This window comes from Telluria sp. LT1R51-2 (genome assembly GCF_059685775.1).
Map to the genome: position 1 here is coordinate 2,064,853 of NZ_JCASIM010000001.1, position 20,996 is coordinate 2,085,848.

The following is a 20,996-nucleotide window of genomic DNA, read 5'->3' on the forward strand; positions in this document are numbered from 1 at the left end:
TCTTCAATCAAAAGCTTTGCGAAGCGGCGTCCAGGCCGCGGATCACCAGAACACCGTCGCGCGGCGCGCTGGGCTGACGTGGGGTAACAGGAGCAATGCGTGGCGCCGGGTCACGTACCGGCGCCGGGGCCTGCGCCGACAGTGCCGGCAGGCCGAGCACCGATTCACGCGTCGCACCGGTGGTGTTGGCCGGCTGCGCTTCGATCTGGTTGCGCAGCACCAGCGACAGTGAACCGATCGAGCGGGCCAGATCGAGCTTTTCGACCTCGTTTGGTGTGAGCTCGAGCGTCACGGCATTGACGACGCGCGGCTTGGTGTCGTCCACGGCCGATTCCTGCGCCACGGCCAGCACCAGGATGCGCTCGAGGACGATCTTCGAGATCGAGCCGGCGTTCTGCGCCAGGTCGCTGTTGGTCGGCGCCAGGTTCACGAGGATGTCGACGTAGTTGCCTGGCAGCGCAAAACCGGCGACACCGACGACATCGTTGACACGCACGGTCATCGCGCGCTTGCCGCTGGCCACCACCGCCGACAGGCCACCCAGCGTGCCGGCCGGCGCCAGCTTCGATTCGAGCACCGGCTCGCCGCGGGCGATGTCGCCACGGGCGATGCGTCCTTCGAGCAGCTTCATGTCGGTGATGGCGCCAGGCGGCATCGAGCCGGCGGGCCAGTCGGTCAGTTGCAGGCTGGCCGGCAGGATGCGCGCGCCCTGCCCGATTTCGGTGGCGGCAACCACCACGCGGGTGCCCGCCGGGCCCTGCTCGCCCATCCACTTGGCCGCCAGGACCACGGCGCCCAGCGCCAGCAGCAGCGCCACGCCGATGATCAGGATCGCTCTCGAATTACGCATGTTCATACTCCGTCGTGCCGCGTTCGCGGCGTTCTTGTGATGCGGGCCGGCCCGGGGAGCCCGCGGCAAAATAGTTGTCCCAGGCCCAGTCCAGGGTGCGGCGCGACAGTTCGGGCGCGCAGTCTTCATAGCGCGCGAGGTCGCGCAACTGGCGCATCAGGTCGCGCGGGTAGCAGGCCAGCAGCGGCACGCCGCGCTCGCGGTGGCAGGCCAGCAGGTAATCGAACGACGCTGCGTCGAACGCCACGCCGACGGACTCGCACGCCTGGCGGAACAGGCGCGTGTATTCATCGGTCGATGCTGCCGGCACCTCGATCTTGTAGCCGAGGCGGCGCAGGAAGGCGCCATCGGACAGCCGCTGCGGCACGAAATTCGACGAGAACACAACGATCACGTCGAACGGCACCTGGAACGTGTGGCCGGTATGCAGCGTCAGGTAGTCGACATTGCGGTCCATCGGCACGATCCAGCGGTTCATCAATGCTTCCGGCGTGCAGCGCTGGCGCCCCAGGTCGTCGATGATGAAGATGCCGTTGTTCGACCTGAGATGCGGCGGCGCCTGGTACAGGCGGGTGTGCGGGTCGAACCGCAGGTCGAGCATGTCGAGCGTCAGTTCGCCGCCGGCCAGCGCGGCCGGGCGGCGCACGCCGCGGATCCAGCGCAGGTCGGGCGCGCTGCCGCGGTCCAGGCCCGGTGCTTCGGTGAGCGCCGCGTCGGTCACCGCCGCTTCGGTCACGCAGTGCTGCACATTGTCGAAGAACGGAATCACTTCGCCGTCGACCATCAGCGCGTGCGGTACGGCAATTGTGCCAACCAGCAGATCGCGCAGGCGCTCGGCCAGATAGGTCTTGCCGCTGCCGGCCACACCGTGCAGGAACAGTGCGCGGCCCGAATTCATGCCGGCGCCGATCTGGTCGAGCACGACCGGATTGACGACGACGCCATCGAACACGGCGGCCATTGCGCTGCGCGTGACCTGCATGTTCGCCACGCTCTGCGCGTTGACCTGGGCGACATAGGCGGCCAGCGTGACGGGCGCCGGGCCAGCGTAGGCATTGCGGCCCAGCGCGGCCTGGGCACGCGCGCGGCCAGCCTCGGTGAGGATGTAGCACAGGTCGGCATCAGTGCCGCTGCTGCCGATGCGCGCGACTTCACACAGTTTTTCGCTGCGCAGGAATGCGATCAAGGGATCGATGACGCTGACATTGAGCTTGGTGTGCGCGGCCAGTTCGGCCAGCCTCATCTGGCCGCGCTGGAACAGGATCTTGCCCAGCAATTCGGCCAGGAACAGGAATGGCAGGCCGGTCTCGTCGACCGTGCGCGGCGCCCTGGCGTCGGCTGGCGCGTTCGCGGGAGAAAGCGGGGCAAGGCTCACAGCGGCATCTCCCCGTGCACGCGCAGCCACAGCACGCAGCCCACGGTGGCGGTGGCAATCGCGATCGCGTACGGCAGGCGACCGCTGGCGGCTTCGGGTGGCACCGTCGGCGCGGCAACCGCGCCGGCCAGTGCCGAGTAGGTCGTGTGCAGCGCCATGTGATACGCGTTGGCGACCAGGCGGCGCAGATTGCGCTGCCAGGCCGCAAACACCAGCGCCAGCACACCGCCGGCCACCAGCGTGACGAGGCCAACGACGAGGATCTGCCCGGCGCCGACAAAGGCGCCCACCATCGCCAGCAGCTTGACGTCGCCCGCGCCCATCAGGCGCAGTGCGTACATCGGCAGCAGCAGGGCCAGGCCCAGGGCGAAGCCGCCGAGCGCCGAGAGCAGGCCAAGCCCGCCGACCGGCGTGCTGAACAACCCTGCCCCTGCCGGCAGCAGCGCATGCAGCGCGAACGCAGCGAGCATGCCCGGAAACACGACGGCATTCGGGATGCGGCGCGCGCGCACATCGGTGATGACGGCGGCGCCAAGCAAAACGAACAGCAGCAGGAGTGGCAGAGTTGACAATGAATTCTCCGGGTAAAAAAAATCCGGCCGCGGGACAGCCCGTGCCGGATCGGGTCCACCAAGTGGCGGACGGAACGTCAATTACTTTGGCGTCTGGTTGATCTTGCCTGCCAGGTTCGTGAACATGGTGCTGATGTTGCCGCCCAGCAGACTCACGGCGGTGATGATGACGCCGGCGATCAGCGATGCGATCAGTGCGTATTCGATGGCGGTAACGCCGTCTTCTTCTTTGATCAGGTTTTTGATGAAGTTCATGGTGGATCCTTTCAAGGGTCGGTAATTAAGCATTAGAAGGTTGGCTTTTATGCGCTCGTCCATGCAGCCATTGCCGCGATGAAGCAGACAACTGCGAGCAGAACCGAGAGAACGACATACGACATGGCCGGGTTGTTGCTGCTTTCATACTGCTGTTCCGGATTGTCTTCTCTGTCGTGCACCGTTCGCTCCTGTTCGCCTGCCGTCGTACCGCATGTCACGATACGCAGCGCATGAGTTGAATCATACGGAGCACGAACTTTGTTGCCATCCGTCAAAACTACCTTTTTAAAAGGTACGTTGCGCCACGGCAACCCGGTACATTTGTCCCAGGTTGCCCAGCGGTGCATTCCCACCAGAGAAAAAGGTGCGGCGCAGTCAACGTTAAATAGAGCCGGGCTTTGAACTGATGAGCGGCCCCACCGTCCAACGCCTGCCCCCAACGCCATGAGCCGAACTTGCTGCCCAGGCTCGATCCGCAGGCACTGCTGGTCACTGATAGCCATGCTGGCTATCGGGCGTTCGCACGCAAGTGCGGGATTGCCCACGATGTAGTCAATCTGCGTGCCGGCGTGCGCACCAGGCACCGGGGCGGCCGCGCCATTCACGTTCAGAACGTGAACGCGTACCACGGGCGTTTCAAGTCCTGGCTACCGGGCTTTCGCGGGGTGCCGTCACGCTATCTGCGCAATGATCCGGGTTGGCGCTGGGCCCTGGATGGCGGGCGGGTCAGTTATGCAGAACAATTGTTCTGCATCGCAATCGGCGTCATCAATAGACAACGCTGACTGCGCCAAAGGTTAGGCCTCAGGTGAGGCCTCAGGCGAGGCCGTGCTTGATGGCGTAGACGTACAACTCGAGGCGGTTGGCCACGTCCAGCTTCTGGTAGATGGTGGTGAGGTGATTGCGCAGCGTGCGCTCCGAGATGAACGCGCGTTCGGCCAGTTCCTTGTTCAGCGCGCCCTTGCCCTGCACGATCATGCCGATCACGTCGCGCTCGCGCGCCGTCAGTGTGCCGATGCGTTCAGCCTCCGGATCGGCCTTGGGCGCGGGCGCCACCAGCTGGCCCAGCAGCGCCTGCATCAGCGACTGGTCGAGCCACAGTTCGCCGCCATGCACCTTGCGCACGGCCAGCAACACGTCGTCGGTCGGCGCTTCCTTGCTGACCACGCCGCGCGCCCCGGCTTTCACGGCAGCCGCCAGCGTGCCCTGGTCGCGGTTCGCGCTCAGGATCACGACGCGCGTGCTGCCATTGGCCACCAGCGCCGGTAAAAAGTCGATCGAACTGCTGCCCTTCAGGTCGAGGTCGAGCAGCACGATGTCCGGGCGCAGCGCGGCGCACAGGGCCGTGGCTTCGGCGCCATCGCTGGCGCTGCCCACCAGTGTGAACGACGGGCCCTCGGCCTGGATCAAACGTTCCAGGCCCCACAGCATGGTCTTGTGGTCATCCACGAGCAGGATGCGGATGGTCATGGTTTCTCCATTACGTTGTATCGGTGCCAATCAGACCGGAATGCGGATGCGCAGCAGCGTCTGGCGCGCGTCGGCTTCGACGCCCAGCGTGCCGCCCACCGCCGCCACCCGCTCGGCGATCGAGCGCGGCACGAACGGTTTCGGCGCCACAGCACCATCGGTCACCGGGTTGAAGATGTCGATCGCGAGCTGGCCGGCGTCGTCCTCGATCACGACGCCCGCCGTGCGCGCACGCGTGTGCTTGCAGATATTGCTGATGCCTTCGGTGACGATCTGGAACACCTCGGCCGCCATACGGTCATTGGCCACGCCCTCACCCTGCACCTCGAGCATCACGTCCACGCCATAGAAATTCTGCACCTGGCGCAACTGGCGACGCAGCGCCACCAGCAGTTCGGGCTCTTCCTGGCGTCCGCTGCGAAAACGCTGCGCGAAGTCGCGCATGTCACCGATCACGTCCGAGCACATGGCCAGCAGGCGGTCGAGTTCGGGCGCAATCGGACTGTCCTCACCGGCGCCGTTGCGGATCGCCGCCACCGCGTGGCGCAGGCCGATATACGGCTGAATGGTGCTGTCGTGCAGATCGCGCGCGATGGTCTGGCGTTCACGGAACGCCGCCTCGGACGCCAGCCGGTCGAGCAGATCGATGGTCTCGATGACGGGAAACGCCTGCTGCACGATGTGCTTCAGGAACGTCGCATCACCACGGCGCAGGCGGCTGCCGGTCACGAAAATACGCCCGCTGCCCTTGCGCAGCGGCAGCGACGCGCTGACGAAACCATCGGTATCGAGCAGATCCGCCACGTGGCCGCAGGCATCCATGTCCGTTTTGGACCACTCTTTTTCACCGGTGGCCAGGCGCACCGCGCACACCCCGCCCGGCAGCAGGCGCAGCAGTCCGGCGCCGGGGCCGCGGTATAGGGTGGCGCCCGATGCCAGCGCAAGCAACGGCTGTACGTCCGCCGCATCGGGCCGGCTGCGGCTGATCGGGCGCCCTGCCCTCGGGTGGTGGGCCGTATTCAGGATCCAGCGCTGGTGGCTGTCCTGCATCAGCAAGGTACAGGTGCTGGCGCCGTAGTAGCGCAGGATCTTGTCCATCAGCGAATCGAGCGTGTGCTGCACGCCAAAGCGCGGGTTGGACAGCCGGCTGACGTCACGCAGCAGCGCCAGCCGGCGCCGCTGGTCAACGGACAGGCCGCCCCAGAACGCAATCATGTAGCCCAGTGCAAGCAGGAAGGTCGCGCGCAGCAGCAGGATGTGAAACGACTGGAACCCCTGCACCAGCACGACGGACAGGCTCACGATGCCCACCGCGCCCAGCGTCAGCTTGGCGCCGGCGTCGAAGCCGTGGCGGAACGACGTGGCCAGGATCGCAAACAGGAAGAACGAAAAGAACGGGCTGGTGCCTCCGCCGGTGGCAAGGACGATCAGCCCGTACCAGAAAATGTCGATCCAGTAGATATTGGGACCGTGCCAGAAACCCGCGCGATAGCTCGCGATCACGAGCAAGGTCAGGCTGTGCAGCACGTAAGCGCCGAGCACCGGCCAGGTCCAGGCGCTGGAAGCGACCACGCCACCGGGGCCGATATACAGGGTCAGCAGCGCTGACACCGACAGCAGCACGCGCATGCCGAACACCATCCAGGCTTCAGCTTCAGGCGCGGCGGCCGATGGCGCCGTGGCGCCGGGCGTGCGCCGTGCGGCGGCGATCAAACGACGGATATCAGGGTACCAACTCATGTTGTTGCGCGCCGACAAACGCGTGGACTCCTCGCTAAAACGGTTACAGGGCGTGATTATTGCCCTGTAGAATCCCTGCAGTTTATCGCATACAACCAACGCACACGCTCACAGTTGCCCGAATATGTTGTTTAAGAGACTCCACCGTCAATCTGGCGCCACACTCGTCGAGATGGCCATCATCGCGCCTGTGCTCATGCTGGTCCTCGTGGGGATCATCGAAATGAGCATGATGTTCTTCGCCACGCTGACCATGCAGTACGCGGTGCGTGAAGGCGCGCGCTTTGCCATTACGGGCCGCGCCAACGAAGGCGGGACCAGCAATCAGCAGCGCTACGCCACCGTGATTGCGAAGATCCGCGACAACTCGCTGGGCATGTACGAGCGCATGAATTGCGTCGTGTCGGTCAATGGCAAGAGCTACGCAAGCACCAGCTACAGCAACGCCATGTTTGGCGGCGCGGGCGAGATGGTGGTGCTGCAGCTCGACTGCGCCTGGCCGGTGACGACGCCGCTGCTCTCGGCCTTCTTTACGGGCGGCCAGAACAATTTCGCCGTCGGCGCCACCATGCGAAACGAGTATTTCTGATGCTGCCCATGCCATCTGCGCACATTCATCCTGCGCGCCGCCAGCGTGGCGTCGCCGCGGTCGAGCTTGCACTGCTGATGCCGATGCTGGTCGTGCTGCTGCTGTGCGCCATCGACGGCGCACGCGCGTTGCAAGCCAATATCATCATCACCAATATCGCGCGTGAAGGCGCGAACATCCTCTCGCGCAGCGGGAGCGATCTGGACGACAGCAGCCAGGACACGATCAATGCGCTGATGGCCAGCGCCCCGCCGCTGAACGTCAACCAGCTGGGCATGATGTATATCACCCGCGTGATGGGCGAGGTGACCAATGGCGTCTCGCGCAGCGTCGTGCTGGACCAGTACCGCTGGGATGATGCCGAGCGCGTGCAGGGGTTTCGCCGCAATGGCTATGCACCCCAGAGCAAGGTGTACGGCTGCAGCGCCTGGAGCAACGCCGGCAAATGCTCGAGTGTCAACAGCGCGTCACGCCCGGCCACAACGGTCATGACCGGCAAGCTCGACCCTGGCGAAGTCGTCTTCGTGGTCGAGACGTTCTATCGCTTCGACATGCTGGTCGGCGGTTTCACCACCGGCAACAACACCCTGCCCACGTTCGGGCCCGACCTGTATTCGATGAGTGTGTTCTGAGATGAATCCGAAACTGTCCCGTCAGCGCGGTGCGGTCGCCATCATGGTGGCCGTATCGATGTTCGTGCTGCTTGCCGTGGTGGGTCTGTGTGTCGACGCCGGGCTCGCGTATCTGGTCAAGGCGCGTCTGAATGCAGCGGTGGATTCGGCCGCGCTGGCCGGTGCGCGCGCCGTCACGAACGGTAATAATCAGACCGAGCAGATCGCCAGCGCGCGCGCTGCTGCAGCTGACTTCTTCGCTGCCAATATCCCGAACAATTATCTGTTGTCGTCGCCACGGATCACCAGCACCAGCGTGACCTTCAACGGCGGACAGGCCACCATCGATGTCGTTGCCGAAGCGCCGATGCCGGTGTCGATCATGCAGATCATGAATTTCACGACGCTGACGCCCATCGCGGCGGCGCAGACGATTCGCAATGACCTGGATATGGCGCTGGTGATCGATACGTCCGGGTCGCTGTTGCAATCGGGAGCGACCGTGAGAACATCGGCGAAAAGCTTCCTCAACAAGTTCAACATCACGCAGGACCGCGTCGCGCTCATCCATTTTGCATCGGGCGCCGAAACCGATGTGGCCATCAACCCGACGACGCGCGGTTTTAACCGCACGACGATGACAAGCAAGATAAACAGCTATGTGTTCACCGGCGGAACGGCTTCCGTGGAAGGTATATGGAACGCTCGCGATCAACTCAATCAGGTTCCCCTCGCCAGCCGGTCAACGACGCGTGTGATCGTGTTCTTCTCCGACGGCGCGCCGACGGCCTTCGGTTCGTACATGTCATTCACCAACAGTAACGATTGCAAGGACTTGCTCGGGCGAGACATTGCAGGCACGCTCGATTCTCTTGATGCGACCTTTGGTCTGAGCAAGATGGACGACAGCGACAACGTCATCATCAAGGAAAGCTGCCGCATATACCGCAATAGCACCTACACTGCCCGCCGCCTGCCCGATTGGTACAACGCGCACAATGATGCGCGAACCCCGAATGACACGTCGAAACGCGAATTTCCCATCGTGGGTAGCTGGCCACGCACAGTGACCGCGGACATCGGCAGCGGAGCCGGCAGCAGGAACGACATTTATCGACGCAATATCGAACGCGCGTCACGTAACCTCGCGGAGGCCATCGCCAGCAGCGCGCGTGATCAGGGCATCGTCGTATTCACACTCGGTCTGGGCGCTGCACTGAAAACCCGGGGTGACTATGACAGTGACACGGGCGAAATGATCCTGAAGTGCATGGCCAACACCGCCGATGCGCCGCAGCGCTGCCAAACCCCGAATCAGCCGGTCGGCATGTACTGCTACGCCGCAACCGACAACGACTTGACGCCCTGCTTCTCACGGCTGGCCTCGGCAATCTTGCGCATCACCAAATAAACCTCTGTTACAAGAGCCGCGTTAACGGCGATTTTCCGGCATTCATCCGGGGGCAGGCGCAGCCATGCGCTAGAATCGCCCCCTTCGGTGCCGCGCGCACCAGCACTTGTAAGGTGGATTCACGTGTTTGCCGTTCTTGCCCTCGACATGGGAACTGCCATGAAAACGCTGGTGCTCACGCTCGACCTGGTGGGCACCTTTGTGTTTGCGCTGTCCGGCGCCACCGCCGGCGTGCGGCGCCATCTCGACCTGTTCGGGGTGCTCGTGCTCTCGTTCGTGGCCGCCACCTCGGGCGGCATCGTGCGCGACCTCTTGATCGGCGCCACGCCGCCGGCGGCGTTTTCGGACTGGCGCTACCTTGGCGTGTCGCTGCTGGCAGGGGTGACGATCTTCTTCTGGCATCCGTTCATCCACCGCGCGCGCAATCCGGTGCTGCTGTTCGACGGTGCGGGGCTCGCGCTGTTTTGCGTGGCCGGCGCGCAAAAGGCGCTGGTGTTCGGGCTGGAACCCGTGATGGCAGCGCTGCTGGGCATGCTGACCGGCATCGGTGGCGGCGTCGCGCGCGACGTCCTGCTGTCGAACGTGCCGGCCGTGTTCCGTTCGGATATCTACGCGGTCGCAGCGCTGGCCGGTGCGTCGGTGGTGGTGATCGGCGACGCCCTGCAGTGGCCCACGACGCCGACTGCCTGCGTCGGCGCGGCCCTCTGCTTCGGCCTGCGCCTGGCCGCGATCCGCTATGGCTGGCACCTGCCGACGGCGCGCGGGATCGAGCCGCCGGACGCCAGTGACCACAATCGCGACGGCCGCTGAACGCGACACGGCAAATGCATGCACTACAATGGGGGCCAGCCACGCCCCCCATTGAATCGACATGAGCGCCACCGACCTGCCCTACCGTGCCACCCTGCTTGAAGCCTGCACCTGGCTCGGGCAACAGACTGCATCGCCCTGGACCCTGGCGCGCCTGCTCGAACACGGGGTCACGCCGTATGTCTGGCTCGATTACGACCCGGCCCATGCCGACTTGTTCGGCGACGCCAATGGCGGTTATGCCGCGCCGATCTTCTTCCAGGACGACATCGCGCGCCTGATTGCCGGCAGCGACGACGTGTTGATGACGATGACCAAGGACGCCTACAAGATCGTCGCACACTTGCCGGCGCCCGGCTTCCGGCTCCCGCTCGATGCGCTGCGGTTCCAGAAGAAGGACCTGTCGCAGCTGGTCGCCAGGCTGGAACGCGAGGCGCAGGCAGCCATCGCTGCAGCGACCGCGCCGCCACCGGAACCGAAGGCACCGACCGAATCGGCCTTTGGCATCAACAAGGCGCAGGTGCTGGAAGCCTTTGCTGCCAATGCGCGCATCGACCTGGGCGCGGCGCTCGACAATGCCATCGGCATCTTCGGCGACGATGGCGCGCGCGTAAAGGCCAGCGTGCGCAAGTCGAAACGCAACGCGGTGTGGAACCCGGTGACGCTGGCGCTTGGCCTGCATGACCTCCACCGTGTACCACTGGGCGCGCTACGACGCGCGTTCAAGACCCACGATTTTCTGCTGGACTGGGAAGACGACTGGGAGCAATCGCTGCGCCTGCTGGGCAAATAACACGGGTCAGCGCGCGAGCAGGCGGCGCAGCTGCGCCGCCTGGTAGGCGCCGAAGGTATCGCTGAACAGGCAGCGGATCAGCGGGTCGTCGACGACGTCGACGTCCAGCAGCTCACGCTCGGCATCGGCGTCGAAGCGGGCATCGTTGATGCGCATGTACATCGTGGTCAGCGACTCGCCCTGCTCCAGCGCCCCATACAGTCTGGCAGCCGGAATTTCCGTCGTCCAGCCAAGCGGGCCGGCCTCGGTCACGGGCGTGGCCACGTCACCCTCGAGCAGGTAATCGAAGACGCTCGCCTGACCCAGATGGTCATACACCGATAACCGCCAGTAGCGCGGCCCGTCGAAATAGCTGGACGCCGCTTCCACAACGGCGTACTTGGCGGGCAGACCCACGCGGCAGTAGTCCAGCACGCGCGCCATCTGCGCATCGCTCAGGGCCGCAAAATGCAATGCGATCGATGCGGTCGAAGGCGGCGCCGCATTGCCTTCATAGACGTAATCGACATCCTGCGGACCCACGGGCACGAGCCACGCCAATGGCGGCGCCGGCTGCAGCGCCGCGCCGTCCAGCCGCACGGCCGTGCCGGGATCGAGCCGTACGATCGATGCCGCCGGCAGCGCCGCGCCCACCTCGCGCGTAAATTGCGCATAGGTAATCGGGAAGAACGCGCGGTTGTACCACGACCACGGCTCCTGCACGAACTGGCACGAACTGGGTACCACGTAGCGCGGCTGCAGCGCCTGCAACTGCGCGATCCATTCGGCCGGCAGCGCAGGCGGCGCGGCCACGGCGCGCGATGGCGTGAGCACCTCGATTTCGCGCATCGTCTGGAACGGCCACAGCACCATGTCCCACGGGCCCAGTCCGACCAACTGGGCCAGCGTGTCGTCGTCGATCCACGAGTCGACGACATTGAGCACGTTCTGCCCGGCCGCCTGCACCTGGAACATCGAGTCGACATCGACATCCATCGCCTCGCGCGGGGTGACGGTGAACGGGCCGACCGTGACCGGCGCGTTCAGACGCAGCGGGTGCACGTGCGTGAAGCCAAGCTGGCGCACCATGTCGAACAACGCGTCGAAGATGCAGTAGATGTACAAGGGCGTCGCGCGGTCCAGCAGATCGAGGCTGTCGAGCGAGCAGTGATCGTCGTGGAAGTGCGAGATGAAGACGGCGTCGAAACGCTGGCGGCGGATTGCCGCGACATCGAAGCGCACGTCCGGAAACGCATGGCAGTTGCGGCTGAACGGGTTCTCGAAGATGGTATCGAACGCGATGGTCGCACCCTCGCACCAGAATACGTAACCCGCATGCAGGATGCGCGAAATGGTCAAGCCTGGCGTTGTCATTGGTCCCCCTAGGAGGCCGCATTTTACAGGGCGCGCTCCGGGACGGCGCTTGTTGTCGCCAAACCGAACGGCTACACTGCACCACCCCAGCGTTCCCGAAAGTACTCGATGATCATGAGCCGCCCCATTCCCCGCGCCCTCCTTGCCGTGTGCGCGTTGCTGGTCACCGCATGGGGCGCGCTGGCGCTGTGGTTCCAGTTATCGCAGCCTGGCGGCTATGCTGCGGTCGCACTCTGGTCGCTGGCCGGACTGGCCGCCACCGTCGCCATCGCGCGCGGGCCCGGCAAGTGGCCCGGGACGAAAGCGCTGATTACCGGCGCCGTGGCGCTGGCGGTGCTGCTGGGGTGGTGGTTGTCGCTGGCGCCATCGCACGAGCGCGTGTGGGCCGCCGACGTGTCACGCATGCTCGTCTCGCGCGTCGACGGCAATCGCCTCGTGCTGCAGAACGTGCGCAACTTCGACTGGCGCACCGAAACCGACTACACGCCGCGCTGGGAGACGCGCGAGTATGACCTGGCCGGCATCGTCTCGGCCGACCTGATCCTGTCGTACTGGATGGGGCCACACATCGCCCACACGCTGGTGACGTTCGGCTTCAGGGATGGCAAACAGCTGGTGTTCTCGCTCGAAATCCGCAAGGAGCGCAGCGAGACCTTCTCGGCGATCGGCGGCTTCTTTCGCCAGTTCGAACAGGTGATCATCGCGTCGGACGAGCGTGACCTGATCCGCACGCGCAGCAATGCGCGCGGCGAGCAGGTGTATCTGTACCGCCTGCGCGCCACGCCGGACCAGCTGCGCGCCGTGCTGCTGGCGTACCTGGAACGCGCCGAAGCATTGCGCCGCCAGCCCGAGTTCTACAACACGCTCACCAGCAACTGCACGACGATCCTGTACGAACTGGCGCACCGCATCGCACCCGACCTGCCGCTCGACTACCGGCTGCTGGCATCGGGCCACTTTGCCGAATACGCGTATGACCAGGACGCACTCACGCCGGGCGTGCCGTACGCGGTGCTGCAGCAGCGCGGCCACATCAACGCGCGGGCGCGCCAGGCCGATCTCGATGGCGCCGATTTCTCGCGCGCCATCCGCGCCGGCGTGCCCGGAATTCCCTGAGCCGGCGTGCCGGTCATGCGTCGCCGGGCAGTTCGGCCTCGGCCCGCCGGATCGCCACTTTCGCGATGCGGCGCTCCTCCACTGCGACGACCTCATAACGCCAGCCATCGAGTTCGACGCTCTGGCCAGGCACGGGCATCGACGCGAAACGCGCCAGCAGGAAGCCGGCCAGTGACGTGTAGTCATCGTCCCCCACCAGCGCATCGGTCTCGAGTACCTGTTGCAGCTGATGCAGATCGGCCGCGCCATCGGCTTCCCACACATCCGACCCCTGCGGCCGGATCGCCAGTTGCTCGTCCTCGTCCGGGAATTCGCCGGCGATTGCCTCCAGGATATCCACGGGGGTGAGCAGACCCTGCACGATCCCGAATTCGTCGGTGACCAGCACGGGCTGGCCGTGCGCGCGCTTGAGCGTCTCCATCGCGCCCAGCACACCAGCGGTATCTGGCAGCAGGATCGGCGCGCGCACGATGCCGCCGTCGAGCGACGCATCGATGCGCCCGTGCAGCATCAGTGCACTGACCAGATCCTTGGTGCGCGCAATGCCCACCAGCTGGTCCAGCTGGCCACGGGCGACCGGCATGCCGCTGTGGGGTGACGCCTGCAACTGGCGCAGGATGATGTCGGCATCGTCGTCCAGATCGACCCACGTGAGTTCCGAGCGTGGTGTCATGATCGAGCGGATCGAGCGGTCGGCCAGCGCCAGCACGCCGCTGACCATATTGCGTTCTTCGGCGCCGAACGCTTCCGGCTCCGTGACCGGTTCATCCTGCGGTTCGGCATCGGCATCGACGTGCATCCGCTTCTTGCCGCCCATCAGGCGCAGCACCGAATCGGCGGTGCGGTCGCGCAGTGGCACGCGCGCTTCCTGCTTCAAAAAATTGCGGCGTGCGAACTGGTTCAGCGCCTCGATCAGGATCGAGAAACCGATGGCGGCGTACAGATAGCCTTTCGGGATATGAAAGCCCAGGCCTTCGGCAACCAGCGACAGGCCGATCATCAACAGGAAGCTCAGGCACAGCACGACGACGGTCGGATGCGCATTGACGAAACGCGTCAGTGGCTTGGACGCCAGGATCATGACGCCGATCGAGATGATCACCGCGGCCATCATCACGTACAGGTTGTCGACCATGCCGACGGCGGTGATGACCGCATCGAGCGAGAACACGGCGTCGAGCACGACAATCTGCGCGACCACGGCGCCGAAGCCCGCGTACACCCGCGACCTGGTCTGCACATGCGTGACGCCTTCCATGCGTTCATGCAGTTCGACGGTGGCCTTGAACAGCAGGAACACGCCGCCCAGCAGCAGGATCAGGTCGCGGCCGGAAAACGCCATCGACCCGAGGGAGAACAGCGGCGCCGTCAGCGTGACGAGCCACGAGACGATCGTGAGCAGGCCAAGGCGCATCAGCATGGCCAGGGACAGGCCAATGAGGCGCGCCTTGTCGCGCTGGTGCGGCGGCAGTTTGTCCGCCAGGATGGCGATGAAAATCAGGTTGTCGATGCCCAGAACGATTTCCAGGACAACGAGCGTGAGCAGACCCGCCCAGATGGTGGGGTCGAAGAGCCATTCCATGTGTTACCTCTTGTTTGAATCAGTGTGAACGTGCAGCTGCATCACGCCGCAAAAGCGCGCAGCAGGGACATGCCGCAACAGCGGCACAGGCAGGCGTCACACCGCGCGCGGGGGCTTCAACAAGGGATGCCAGGACTGACTGGGATGAGACAGGGATGGGGATGCGGGTACGCCGCCGCGCACATTGGCCAGGCGCAGCGACAGGTCTTCGTTGACGGCGTCGTGCACGTCGGCCCCGGCAGGCGGTTCATCGGGATCGATGTCGCAGCTGGCCTGGCAGTCGTAATTATCGGGCAGGTACGCGTCGGCAAAGACGGGGGCGGACGTCAGCCCAACGAGCGGTTCGGAGGTGACGGCACTCTGCATTGGCTCGGGCGGCAGCATCGCGGATGCGGCCATGGCCAGGGCAAACATGTTCAGGGGGAGAAGCAGGATCAGGCAGATGACGAATACTCGTCTCATAGACAACAAAATAGTCGGTGACCCGCTCATTCTAGCATGGCCCCGCGCACGCCATTCGTGCGCGCCGCACGCACGGCAGCCCTCTTGTACAATGGCCGCCACCTTACCCACCGGCCCTGCCGGGAAGCACCCGATGCACACATCTGCCCAGCGCATGAGCGCGCTGCTCGATTATCTCGTCGAGCAGGCCAAAGACATAGATCCTTCCGCGTTCACGCTCGCGAAAGTCACCGAATTCAAGAAAACCTTTACCGACCTGGCGACGCTGCCGTGGATCGAGTTCAACGTCGAGACCGAGCAGGATGACCTGTGGCTGCGCGTACACCGGCTCGAGTCCACATCGCCGCCGTTGCTCGCCGATCCGGCGCTGGCGCCCTACCTGACGATCGGCACCGACCCGTCCGGCAATCCGCCGGCGCTCAATGACGCCACGCTGGCCGATGCCCGCCATGACGATGCGGCCCATGCAACCGATGACCAGGCGAAGCAGCGCGTCGAGGAACGCGATGCAGAGCGCCGCGCCCGTGTCGCACAGGGTCTGGCTGCCTACCTGCCGCCGTGGCAGGAGTGGGCTGCGCGCGAACGTCCGCGCCGCCAGGTGATCACACTGTACGCAGACCTGTTCGCACTGAAGGCCCGGCTCGAATCCGAAGAAGCGGCGCGCCCGCTGGAACTGGTCTGGGGCATGGGCCTGTCGTCGTGGCAGATGCGCACACCGGCACCGGTCGACTTCCATTACCCGCTCATCACGCAGGCGCTGGAAATCGACATCGACCCGGCCTCGCACGCCATCGGCCTGCGGCCCCGCCAGCTCGACGCGCACCTGGAACTGGATGCGTTTGCGGCCTGCGGCGTGCCCGGGATCGGCGACGTCGAACGCGCTGCCCGCAGCCTGCTGGCCGCGCGCGGCGACAGCACGCTCTCGCCGTTCGCACCCGAGATGATCGAGCCGATCCTCAAGCTGATCGCCGGCCAGGTCAGCGCCGACGCCCGCTACGACATGGCTGCCACGCAGGCGCCGCCACCGGGCGAGCGCCTCGTCGTCACGCATGGCTGGGTGATCTTCGCCCGGCCACGCGCGACGCACTTCCTGATCGACGACATCGCGCGCCTGAAAGACCGCGTGGACGACGCCGAAGGGTTGCCGGACGGGCCGCTGAGCCTTGTCACGCCGCCCGGCAGCGCGGTGCTCGAGCATGAGCCGATCGCTTTTCGCGGGCTGTCCGGCGGCGCCGTCAATGCCGGCGAGCCGCGCGAGCTGTACTTCCCGCTGCCGTACAACCGCGAGCAGGAAACCATCGTCCAGCAACTGGAACGTTCGCCCGGCGTCACGGTCCAGGGTCCGCCCGGCACCGGCAAGACGCACACGATCGCCAATATCATCAGCCACTACCTGGCCTCGGGTAAACGCATCCTGGTCACGTCCAAGGGCGAGCCGGCGCTGAAGGTGCTGCAGGAGAAGATTCCGGAATCGATCCGGCCGCTCACCGTCGCCCTGCTGTCGGGCGACAAGGAAGGCATGCGCCAGTTCCAGGCGTCGATCGAAGCGATCATCCACACGCTGTCGCACCTGAACCCGCAGGTGGAGACCGAGGCGATTGCCGCGTGCCGCGTCGCGCTCGACCGGGCGCACGCCGAAACCGCCGCCATCGACACCCGCATCGACGAGATCGCGCATGCCCAGCTGGCCGCCGTCAGCGTCGACGGGGTCGAGATGCGCGCGCAAAAGATGGCCGAACTGGTCATCGACGGCAAGGACCGTTTCGGCTGGTTTGACGATGACTTGTCGCTGGCCCCGCAGCACGCGCCGCCATTCGGCGATGAACAGGCGATGGGCCTGCGCGAGGCGCGGCGCCGGCTCGGCGCGGACCTGGTCTACTGCAATGCGTCGCTGCCAGCGGCCGACGCCTTGCCATCGGCGCAGGCCATCGGCCGTCTGCACGACACGCTGCTCGCGATGCGCGACATCGAGCGCGACGAAGCCAGTGGCGCGCTGCCGCCGCTGCGCGCCACGACGCCCGACGTGTTTGCCGCCGCACAGACCTTGCAAACGGCGCTGGCCGGCGCGATTGCCACGGCCGCCGAGGTCGAGGCGTCGGGCGTCGACTGGGCGCATGCCGTGCGCCTGAAATCGCGCCAGTCGCAGTTCGTCACTGAGCGCCGCGCGTTCGAGGCGCTGCTGCCCGAAATGGATGCGCTGCTGCGCGCACGCGCCGAATTCATGCAGCGCCCCGTCACGGCGCCAACCGAAGCGCTCGGGCATCCGAAAGCCATCGAAGCGATCAACCGCGCCGTCGAGACGGGCAAGCCATTCGGCCTGCTGTCATTTGGCGGCGGCGACGTCAAGGTGCAGATCGCCGCGATCCGCGTGGCGGGCCTGGCGCCAGCCTCCAGCGACGACTGGGCCCACGTGCAGCGTTACGCCGCGCTGCAGAACCGCCTGCACTCGTTCGCCGTGCGCTGGAATGCGTTTGCGCCCGATCTGTCGCTGCCGGTCCTGGTGGCGGACGTGGCGCAACTGCGCGCCATCGAGCAGATCCTGACCACGGCCCGCGCCGCGCATCTGCAGGCCACAAGCCACGACCTGCAGTTGCCGGGACTGGCCCAGGCGGTATTCAGCCAGCCGCCGACGAACGACCTGCTGGGCCGCGAGGCCGACCTGCTGCGTGTGCGCGACTACCTGACGCGCCACCTGGCGCGCGCCAATCTCGAACAGGCCCGCACCGCCATGGCCGCGCTGCGTGGCCTGCTGGCCGGCACCGATGGCCCTGTCGGCGTGCGCCTGCGCGACCTCGCCGGGCAGACACTGGGCACACCTGGCCTGGCGGCCGACACGGTCAGCGCCGACTATGCGGCGCTGCTCGCGGAACTGCGCCGCATCGCTGCGCTGGCGCCGGACCTGGCCACCGTGCGCGACGTTGCGGAACAAGTCGCGCAGCATGGCGCCCCGCGGCTGGCGACACGCTTGACCACCATCCCGGTCGACGCCCACGGCGACGACGCCGTGTTCCCGGTGCGCTGGCGCGATGCCTGGACCTGGGCGCGCCTGAAAACCTACCTCGACGATATCGATGCGCGCGACGAGATGCTGCGTCTGGCCGCACGCCGGCGCGAACTCGAACGGGGCCTGGCGCGACTGTACGAACAACTGGTGTCGAAATCGTCCTGGCTGGCCACGCGCCGCCTGGCCGGCCAGAACGTGCTGAGCGCGCTGGAAACCTACCGCACGTCGATGCGCAAACTGGGCAAGGGCACGGGCGTGAACGCGGGCCGCTACCGGCGCGATGCGCAGGAAGCGATGGTCAATGCGCAGGCCGCCGTCCCGTGCTGGATCATGAGCCATGCACGCGTGTCCGAAACGCTGCCCGCCACGCTCGGTGCGTTCGACCTTGTCATCGTCGACGAGGCCAGCCAGTCCGACCTGTGGGCGCTGCCGGCGGTCCTGCGCGGCAAGCAGCTCCTCGTGGTCGGCGACGACCGCCAGGTCTCGCCCGAAGCGGGTTTTGTCTCGGCCGCCAAGATCACCGACCTGCGCCGGCGCTTTCTGGCGGGCCAGCCGTTCGAAGCGGTGCTCACGGCCGACATGTCGCTGTACGACATCGCCTCGACCGTGTTTGCTGCCTCGAAGGTCATGCTGCGCGAGCACTTCCGCAGTGTTGCGCCGATCATCGCCTACAGCAACCGCGTGTTCTACAAGGGGTTCATCCAGCCGCTGCGCATCCCGACGGCGTCCGAACGGCTCGACCCGCCGCTGATCGACGTGTTCGTGGCCAATGGTTACCGCGAGAACAAGGGACTGAATCGCCCCGAGGCCGAATTCATCGTGGCGGAAATCGACGCCATCCTGCGCGACCCGGCCTATGCCGGGCGCACGCTGGGCGTGGTATCGCTGCTGGGGCCCGAACAGGCGCAGCTCATCGACAAGATGGTGCGCTCGCGCTGCGACATGGCCGAACTGGTCAAACGCAACTTTGCCTGCGGCGACGCGCGCCTGTTCCAGGGCAGCGAGCGCGATATCATGTTCCTGTCGATGGTCGCCGACAGCAAGCAGCATCACGCGCTGTCCGGTGTGCAGTTCGACCAGCGTTTCAACGTGGCCGCCTCGCGCGCGCGCGACCGCATGTACCTCGTGCGCTCGGTGAAGCTCGAAGAGCTGTCCACGCTCGATCTGCGCCGCACGCTGGTCGAGCACTTCGCCAAGCCGCTCGAGTCCAATGAAGAAGCCACGAGCCTGATCGAGCTGTGCGAATCCGGTTTCGAGCGCGACGTGTACACCGAGCTGTTCGAGCGCGGCTACCGCGTCATTCCGCAAGTGCCGGCGGCCGGCTACCGCATCGATATGGTGGTGGAAGGCGCGCACGACCGGCGCCTGGCGATCGAGCTCGATGGCGACGACTTCCATGGGCCGGACCGGTGGCAGGCCGACATGGGCCGCCAGCGCGTGCTCGAACGGGCTGGCTGGACCTTCTGGCGCTGCTTCGCGTCGACCTGGTCGCTGCAGCGCGCGACGATCCTGGCCGAGCTGCTGGCGCGCCTGGCGGCAATGGGCATCGAGCCGCTCGGGGCCATGGCGCGCACGCCGCTGCTGGTCGAGTACCGCGAATGGGGACGTGACGCGCTTACCGAGGAAACGCCACCGTCACCACACAGCCTTGAGCATCAGCCTTCCGGCCAATCGTGACCGCAGCCCCGTGCTGGTCGGCGATCTGGCGCACGATGCTCAGGCCCAGGCCGGCGCCCGACTTGCCGCCGGGCCGCAGCCTGTAATACGGACGGAACACGTTTTCGGTCTCTTCGTCCGGCACCGGTTCGCCATCGTTCGACACGCGCAGCAGGCATTGGCCGTCGGTGCAGTCGATGGCCACGTCGATGTCGCCACGTGCCAAACCGTGCCGCGACGCGTTCTCGATCAGGTTGCGCAGTAGCTGCTGCAGCCGGTACGGGTCGCCCTGCACGCTGCAATCGTGCGGCGCCGACAAGCCGAGCGACTGGCCACGCCGGTCGAGCAAGGGCTCCTGCAGCGCCATCACGTCGCTGCAGACGTCGGCCAGCGAGACCTGGCGCTGCAGCTGCATGTCGGTGCCGGACGCGAGACGGCTGAAGGTCAGCAGCTGTTCTGCCAGTTGCGTCGTGCGTTCGAGCGCGCCGACCGCCTCGCCAAGCGACGTGTCGCACTCGGCCTGATTGGCCGCGCGCAGCGCGTTCTGCACGTGCAGCTGCACCGCAGCGATCGGCGTGCGGATCTCGTGCGCGGCGGCGTCGATGAATTGCTGCTCACGCTCGAATGCGGCGGACACGCGCTGCAACAGGCTGTTGAGCTCATCCACCACCGGCGCCAGTTCGCGCGGCAGGTCGGGCAATTCGACGGGTGCGAGCGACTCCGGCTCGCGCCGGGCAATCGCATCGGCCAGCGTGCGCAGCGGCGCCAGGTTGGTCGCCAGGACCAGGTTGACCGCCAGCACCAGCAGGATGCCGCCGATGATAACGGGCGCCAGCACCGACGCGCCGAGCTGCTCGACCATCTCTTCGCGCACCTCGTCTTTCTCCGCCACGACCACCCACACATGGCCTGATTGCAGCGCGAACACCTGCCACAGCGTCTCGCCCAGCAGCTTGCTGGTATAGCCGGCCGCCAGGGGGCCGAGCGGCGCTTCCGGCGCTGATGCCGAGCGGGCCAGCAGGCGCCCGTCGGCATTGAAGACCTGGAACGCGATCTTGTGTTCGTACGGGTGACCAAACGGCGTCGCACCGCCCGAATACCCGAGCCCCTGTGGTATCGGAATCACGATCGGGTCCCCGATGGTGGCCGTCTCGAGCTGATGGGCGGCCAGCGTTTCGAGCACGCGCGCCGAACTGGCCAGGCGCGCGCTGAAGAATTCCTCGGACTCGTGACCGGCGAACCAGTGGGCAGCCAGCGAGATGCCCCCCAGGATCAGGAGCATGCACACCATCGTGCGCGTGATCAGGCGCCGGCGGATCGAATAGCGGCGCACGCTCATGTGCC

The 20,996-nt window shown here is 66.0% G+C and carries 17 protein-coding genes and 1 pseudogene; 8 read left to right on the forward strand and 10 right to left on the reverse strand.

The window, feature by feature from the left end:
• Positions 1–7: 7 nt before the first annotated feature.
• The 4 genes from cpaB to AC56LH_RS09065 form a co-directional block, all read right to left on the reverse strand.
• Positions 8–850 (reverse strand): Flp pilus assembly protein CpaB, encoded by an 843-nt coding sequence (gene cpaB / locus AC56LH_RS09050; RefSeq protein WP_499645636.1) that lies wholly within the window; start codon positions 848–850, stop codon positions 8–10.
• Positions 843–2,225: a DUF8689 domain-containing protein gene (locus tag AC56LH_RS09055; protein ID WP_499645637.1), complete on the reverse strand. Its 1,383-nt coding sequence runs from the start codon at positions 2,223–2,225 to the stop codon at positions 843–845. The genes cpaB and AC56LH_RS09055 overlap by 8 nt, the downstream gene beginning before the upstream one ends.
• Entirely contained in the window at positions 2,222–2,797 is a 576-nt protein-coding gene (locus tag AC56LH_RS09060; protein WP_499645638.1) for an A24 family peptidase, read from the reverse strand. The genes AC56LH_RS09055 and AC56LH_RS09060 overlap by 4 nt, the downstream gene beginning before the upstream one ends.
• 81 nt (positions 2,798–2,878) lie before the next feature.
• Positions 2,879–3,052, reverse strand: coding sequence for a Flp family type IVb pilin (locus AC56LH_RS09065; RefSeq protein WP_499572274.1), 174 nt, complete (start codon positions 3,050–3,052; stop codon positions 2,879–2,881).
• Positions 3,053–3,507: 455 nt separating this feature from the next.
• Between AC56LH_RS09065 and AC56LH_RS09070 the strand changes: the two are divergent.
• Positions 3,508–3,840: pseudogene (locus AC56LH_RS09070) on the forward strand (IS1595 family transposase); the annotation flags it as partial.
• 31 nt (positions 3,841–3,871) lie between these two features.
• Here the strand turns inward: AC56LH_RS09070 and AC56LH_RS09075 are convergent.
• Complete coding sequence (locus AC56LH_RS09075; RefSeq protein ID WP_499645639.1) at positions 3,872–4,525, reverse strand: response regulator; 654 nt, start codon at positions 4,523–4,525, stop codon at positions 3,872–3,874.
• Positions 4,526–4,555: 30 nt separating this feature from the next.
• Complete coding sequence (locus AC56LH_RS09080; RefSeq protein ID WP_499645640.1) at positions 4,556–6,265, reverse strand: sensor histidine kinase; 1,710 nt, start codon at positions 6,263–6,265, stop codon at positions 4,556–4,558.
• A gap of 124 nt (positions 6,266–6,389) precedes the next feature.
• Here AC56LH_RS09080 and AC56LH_RS09085 point away from each other — a divergent pair, with 124 nt between their 5' ends.
• The 5 genes from AC56LH_RS09085 to AC56LH_RS09105 all read left to right on the forward strand — a co-directional run bounded on the left by AC56LH_RS09085 (position 6,390) and on the right by AC56LH_RS09105 (position 10,479).
• Positions 6,390–6,854 (forward strand): TadE/TadG family type IV pilus assembly protein, encoded by a 465-nt coding sequence (locus tag AC56LH_RS09085; RefSeq protein ID WP_499645641.1) that lies wholly within the window; start codon positions 6,390–6,392, stop codon positions 6,852–6,854.
• Positions 6,854–7,486, forward strand: coding sequence for a TadE/TadG family type IV pilus assembly protein (locus AC56LH_RS09090; protein WP_499645642.1), 633 nt, complete (start codon positions 6,854–6,856; stop codon positions 7,484–7,486). The genes AC56LH_RS09085 and AC56LH_RS09090 overlap by 1 nt, the downstream gene beginning before the upstream one ends.
• Before the next feature lies 1 nt (position 7,487).
• On the forward strand, positions 7,488–8,876 hold the full coding sequence (locus AC56LH_RS09095) for a VWA domain-containing protein (protein ID WP_499645643.1): 1,389 nt from the start codon (positions 7,488–7,490) through the stop codon (positions 8,874–8,876).
• A 159-nt stretch (positions 8,877–9,035) separates the two neighbouring features.
• Positions 9,036–9,686 carry a trimeric intracellular cation channel family protein gene (locus AC56LH_RS09100; protein WP_499645644.1) on the forward strand — a complete coding sequence of 217 codons (651 nt, stop codon included), beginning with the start codon at positions 9,036–9,038 and terminating at the stop codon, positions 9,684–9,686.
• Between the two features lie 61 nt (positions 9,687–9,747).
• On the forward strand, positions 9,748–10,479 hold the full coding sequence (locus AC56LH_RS09105) for a hypothetical protein (protein ID WP_499645645.1): 732 nt from the start codon (positions 9,748–9,750) through the stop codon (positions 10,477–10,479).
• A gap of 6 nt (positions 10,480–10,485) precedes the next feature.
• Here the strand turns inward: AC56LH_RS09105 and AC56LH_RS09110 are convergent, their stop codons facing one another.
• Positions 10,486–11,832 (reverse strand): MBL fold metallo-hydrolase, encoded by a 1,347-nt coding sequence (locus AC56LH_RS09110; protein WP_499645646.1) that lies wholly within the window; start codon positions 11,830–11,832, stop codon positions 10,486–10,488.
• Between the two features lie 114 nt (positions 11,833–11,946).
• On the opposite strand from AC56LH_RS09110, the gene AC56LH_RS09115 reads away from it, so the two are divergent.
• Positions 11,947–12,948: an Lnb N-terminal periplasmic domain-containing protein gene (locus tag AC56LH_RS09115; protein WP_499645647.1), complete on the forward strand. Its 1,002-nt coding sequence runs from the start codon at positions 11,947–11,949 to the stop codon at positions 12,946–12,948.
• A 13-nt stretch (positions 12,949–12,961) separates the two neighbouring features.
• Here AC56LH_RS09115 and AC56LH_RS09120 read toward each other — a convergent pair whose 3' ends face one another.
• Both AC56LH_RS09120 and AC56LH_RS09125 read right to left on the reverse strand, forming a co-directional pair.
• Complete coding sequence (locus AC56LH_RS09120) at positions 12,962–14,530, reverse strand: TerC family protein (RefSeq protein ID WP_499645648.1); 1,569 nt, start codon at positions 14,528–14,530, stop codon at positions 12,962–12,964.
• Positions 14,531–14,626: 96 nt separating this feature from the next.
• Positions 14,627–14,992 (reverse strand): hypothetical protein, encoded by a 366-nt coding sequence (locus AC56LH_RS09125; RefSeq protein ID WP_499645649.1) that lies wholly within the window; start codon positions 14,990–14,992, stop codon positions 14,627–14,629.
• Between the two features lie 133 nt (positions 14,993–15,125).
• Between AC56LH_RS09125 and AC56LH_RS09130 the strand changes: the two genes are divergently transcribed.
• Positions 15,126–19,673, forward strand: coding sequence for a PDDEXK-like endonuclease domain-containing protein (locus AC56LH_RS09130; protein WP_499645650.1), 4,548 nt, complete (start codon positions 15,126–15,128; stop codon positions 19,671–19,673).
• Here AC56LH_RS09130 and AC56LH_RS09135 read toward each other — a convergent pair.
• Complete coding sequence (locus AC56LH_RS09135; protein WP_499645651.1) at positions 19,612–20,991, reverse strand: sensor histidine kinase; 1,380 nt, start codon at positions 20,989–20,991, stop codon at positions 19,612–19,614. The genes AC56LH_RS09130 and AC56LH_RS09135 overlap by 62 nt on opposite strands.
• Between the last annotated feature and the right edge of the window lie 5 nt (positions 20,992–20,996).

Coding starts and splice junctions, on each gene's coding strand:
- cpaB (WP_499645636.1), bottom strand. CDS start 850: ATGCGTAATTCGAGAGCGATCCTGATCATCGGCGTGGCGCTGCTGCTG.
- AC56LH_RS09135 (WP_499645651.1), bottom strand. CDS start 20,991: ATGAGCGTGCGCCGCTATTCGATCCGCCGGCGCCTGATCACGCGCACG.
- AC56LH_RS09105 (WP_499645645.1), top strand. CDS start 9,748: ATGAGCGCCACCGACCTGCCCTACCGTGCCACCCTGCTTGAAGCCTGC.
- AC56LH_RS09095 (WP_499645643.1), top strand. CDS start 7,488: ATGAATCCGAAACTGTCCCGTCAGCGCGGTGCGGTCGCCATCATGGTG.
- AC56LH_RS09125 (WP_499645649.1), bottom strand. CDS start 14,992: ATGAGACGAGTATTCGTCATCTGCCTGATCCTGCTTCTCCCCCTGAAC.
- AC56LH_RS09110 (WP_499645646.1), bottom strand. CDS start 11,832: ATGACAACGCCAGGCTTGACCATTTCGCGCATCCTGCATGCGGGTTAC.
- AC56LH_RS09075 (WP_499645639.1), bottom strand. CDS start 4,525: ATGACCATCCGCATCCTGCTCGTGGATGACCACAAGACCATGCTGTGG.
- AC56LH_RS09115 (WP_499645647.1), top strand. CDS start 11,947: ATGAGCCGCCCCATTCCCCGCGCCCTCCTTGCCGTGTGCGCGTTGCTG.
- AC56LH_RS09090 (WP_499645642.1), top strand. CDS start 6,854: ATGCTGCCCATGCCATCTGCGCACATTCATCCTGCGCGCCGCCAGCGT.
- AC56LH_RS09120 (WP_499645648.1), bottom strand. CDS start 14,530: ATGGAATGGCTCTTCGACCCCACCATCTGGGCGGGTCTGCTCACGCTC.
- AC56LH_RS09130 (WP_499645650.1), top strand. CDS start 15,126: ATGCACACATCTGCCCAGCGCATGAGCGCGCTGCTCGATTATCTCGTC.
- AC56LH_RS09065 (WP_499572274.1), bottom strand. CDS start 3,052: ATGAACTTCATCAAAAACCTGATCAAAGAAGAAGACGGCGTTACCGCC.
- AC56LH_RS09080 (WP_499645640.1), bottom strand. CDS start 6,265: ATGAGTTGGTACCCTGATATCCGTCGTTTGATCGCCGCCGCACGGCGC.
- AC56LH_RS09085 (WP_499645641.1), top strand. CDS start 6,390: ATGTTGTTTAAGAGACTCCACCGTCAATCTGGCGCCACACTCGTCGAG.
- AC56LH_RS09100 (WP_499645644.1), top strand. CDS start 9,036: ATGAAAACGCTGGTGCTCACGCTCGACCTGGTGGGCACCTTTGTGTTT.